This is a genomic window from Rhizorhabdus sp. (assembly GCF_018006725.1).
GTDB lineage: Bacteria > Pseudomonadota > Alphaproteobacteria > Sphingomonadales > Sphingomonadaceae > Rhizorhabdus.
The window spans coordinates 1-3,326 of the sequence record NZ_JAGMXV010000394.1; the positions used below are offsets into that span (position 1 = coordinate 1).

Consider the following 3,326-nt stretch of genomic DNA (forward strand, 5'->3'; position numbering starts at 1 on the left):
CTTGAGGCCGCCGCGCATATCGCGCAGCGCCAGTCGCCATGCAGTCCTCATGCGGCGCGACGATCTGTTACGATGGCGCCATCGCGCATCTCGACCACCCGCGCGCAGCGGGCGGCAAGCGCGGGATCATGCGTGATGACGAGCAAGGTGGTACCCGTATCGCGCTGTCGGGCAAAAAGCAGGTCCATGATCGCCTCGCCGGTCGCGGCGTCGAGATTGCCGGTGGGCTCGTCGGCGAACAGCAGGGCAGGGCGGGGCGCGATCGCCCGGGCGATGGCGACGCGCTGCTGCTCGCCGCCCGACAGCTGCGCCGGATAATGGTCGAGACGATGGCCGAGACCGACCGCCGTCAGTTCGGCCTGCGCCCGCTCGATCGCATCGGGGGCGCCCGCCAGCTCCAGCGGAACCGCGACATTCTCGATCGCGGTCATCGTCGGCAGCAGGTGAAAGGCCTGGAGGATGATACCGATCCGTCCGCGCCGGGCGGCCGCGAGCGCGTCCTCGTCCAGTGCTCCGAAATCGAGCCCGTCGACCAGCACCCGGCCCGAATCTGCCCGTTCGAGGCCGGATAGTACCGACATGAGCGAGGATTTGCCCGATCCGGAAGGGCCGAGCAGAGCGACGGTGTCGCCCCGGTCGATGCTGATGTCTATCCGCCGCAATATCTCGACGCGTGCCGGAGGCTTCCCCAGCGCGAGAGTGACGGCGCTGGCGTCGATGATGGCGGCTGTCATGCGGGTGTCGGTTCCTCGGACATTGTCATACGCAACATGTGGCCCGCCCTGTCGCAGATCAATGGCGGGAACCCAAAAATGCCCTCTGGCATGTCCGTCATCGGGGCGGGGACATGTTCATCATGTCTGAATGCATCCCGGAACAGCTGGCAAGACAATAGGCCCGCCTCTCGCGAGACGGGCCTATGAATGTCTTCAGTCTATCAAAAGCTCAGGCTTTGACCTTGGCCTTGGCGCCGCCGCCCTTTTTCGGGCGCTTGGGCGCGGCGGGGACGATTTCGAACGAGAGGGCCTCGTCCTTCATCTTCACCTTGACCTCGCCGCCATGGACCAGCTTGCCGAACAGCAGTTCCTCGGCCAGCGGCTGCTTGATCTTTTCCTGGATCAGGCGGCCCATCGGGCGGGCGCCGTAGAGCTTGTCATAGCCCTTGGCGGTCAGCCACTGCTTGGCCTCGTCATCGAGGCTGATGTGCACCTCACGATCGGCCAGCTGCAGTTCGAGCTGCAGGATGAACTTCTCGACCACGCGCGAGACGACCTCTGCCGGCAGGTAACCGAACGGCACGATCGCATCGAGGCGGTTGCGGAACTCCGGCGTGAAGAGCTTCTTCACCGCTTCCTCATCCTCTCCCTCGCGGGACAGCGAACCGAAGCCCAGCGTCTCGCGCGCCATGTCGGACGCGCCAGCGTTGGTCGTCATGATCAGGATGGTGTTGCGGAAGTCGACCGTCTTCCCGTGATGGTCGGTCAGCTTGCCGTTGTCCATCACCTGCAGAAGGATGTTGAACAGGTCCGGATGCGCTTTCTCGATCTCGTCGAGCAGCAGCACGCTATGCGGATGCTGGTCGACAGCGTCGGTCAGCAGTCCGCCCTGATCATAGCCTACATAGCCCGGAGGCGCGCCGATCAGCCGGCTGACCGAATGACGCTCCATATATTCGGACATGTCGAAGCGCTGGAGCGGAATGCCGAGGATCGACGCCAGCTGACGCGCTACCTCGGTCTTGCCGACGCCGGTCGGGCCCGAGAAGAGATAGTTGCCGATCGGCTTGTCGGGATCGCGGAGGCCGGCGCGGCTCAGCTTGATCGCCGAGCTCAGCACCTCGATCGCCTTGTCCTGGCCAAAGACGACGCGCTTCAGATCGGTCTCGAGCGTGCCGAGCGCCTTCTTGTCGTCGGTCGACACCGTCTTCGGAGGGACGCGCGCCATCGTCGCGATCACCGCCTCGATCTCCTTGGGGGTGATCACCTTCTTGCGCTTGGCCGGCGGCACCAGCATCTGCGAGGCGCCGACCTCGTCGATCACGTCGATCGCCTTGTCGGGCTGCTTGCGGTCGCTGATGTAGCGCGACGACAGCTCGACCGCCGCCTTGATCGCGTCGGGCGTGTACTTGACGTTGTGATGCTCTTCGAAGGCCGATCGCAGTCCGGAGACGATCTTGATCGTGTCCTCAATCGTCGGCTCGTTGACGTCGATCTTCTGGAAGCGCCGCAGCAGCGCGCGGTCCTTCTCGAAATGGTTGCGGAATTCCTTGTAGGTGGTCGAGCCGATGCAGCGGATCGAACCGCCCGACAGCGCCGGCTTGAGCAGGTTGGACGCATCCATCGCGCCGCCCGACGTCGCACCCGCACCGATCACGGTGTGGATCTCGTCGATGAACAGCACGGCATGGGGCAGCTTCTCGAGTTCGGTGACGACCTGCTTCAGACGCTCCTCGAAATCGCCGCGATAACGGGTGCCCGCCAGCAGCGAGCCCATGTCGAGCGAGTAGATCACGGCCGGCAGCAGCACCTCGGGAACGTCGCCCTCGACGATCTTGCGCGCAAGGCCCTCGGCGATGGCGGTCTTGCCGACGCCGGGATCGCCCACATAGAGCGGGTTGTTCTTCGAGCGGCGGCAGAGAATCTGCACGGTGCGATCGACCTCGGCGGAACGGCCGATCAGCGGATCGACCTTGCCCGACTTGGCCTTCTCGTTGAGGTTGACGCAGAACTGCTTGAGCGCGCTTTCGCCCTTCTTGCCGTCGGTCTTGGCCTGTGCCTTCTCTTCCTCGGCGCCCTTTACCTCGCGCTGCTCGGTGGGCTGACCTGCCTTGCCTACGCCATGGCTGATATAGCTGACGGCATCGAGGCGGCTCATGTCCTGCTGCTGCAGGAAGAAGACGGCATAGCTTTCGCGCTCGCTGAACAGGGCGACGAGGACATTGGCCCCGGTCACTTCCTCGCGGCCCGACGACTGGACGTGGAGGATGGCGCGCTGGACGACCCGCTGGAAGCCGCTGGTCGGCGAGGGATCGGTCTCCCCCTCGACCTTGAGCGCATCGAGCTCGGTGTCGAGATAGTTGGTGACCGCATTGCGCAGTTCCGACAGGTCGACGCCGCAGGCGGTCATCACTTTCGACGCATGTTCGTCCGCGATCAGCGCCAGGAGCAGATGCTCGAGGGTCGCATATTCATGGCGCCGGCTGCTGGCTGCGCTCAGCGCGTTGTGCAGCGTCTGTTCGAGTTCGCGGGCGAAGGATGGCATGGTCGTTCTACTCCATTCGGCATGGGCCGAGCCATGCCGAATGGAGTAGAACGACCATGCCATCC

At 64.5% G+C, this 3,326-nt stretch carries 2 protein-coding genes; both read right to left on the minus strand.

The window, feature by feature from the left end; all coding sequences use genetic code 11:
- Positions 1-47 precede the first annotated feature (47 nt).
- On the minus strand, positions 48-734 hold the full coding sequence (locus KAY22_RS26645; protein ID WP_296626087.1) for an ABC transporter ATP-binding protein: 687 nt from the start codon (positions 732-734) through the stop codon (positions 48-50).
- Between the two features lie 211 nt (positions 735-945).
- Complete coding sequence (gene clpA / locus KAY22_RS26650; RefSeq protein WP_296626088.1) at positions 946-3,261, minus strand: ATP-dependent Clp protease ATP-binding subunit ClpA; 2,316 nt, start codon at positions 3,259-3,261, stop codon at positions 946-948.
- Positions 3,262-3,326: the final 65 nt, after the last annotated feature.

Excerpts from the sequence above, each read along its gene's own strand:
- KAY22_RS26645 (WP_296626087.1), bottom strand. The coding sequence starts at position 734 with ATGACAGCCGCCATCATCGACGCCAGCGCCGTCACTCTCGCGCTGGGG.
- clpA (WP_296626088.1), bottom strand. The coding sequence starts at position 3,261 with ATGCCATCCTTCGCCCGCGAACTCGAACAGACGCTGCACAACGCGCTG.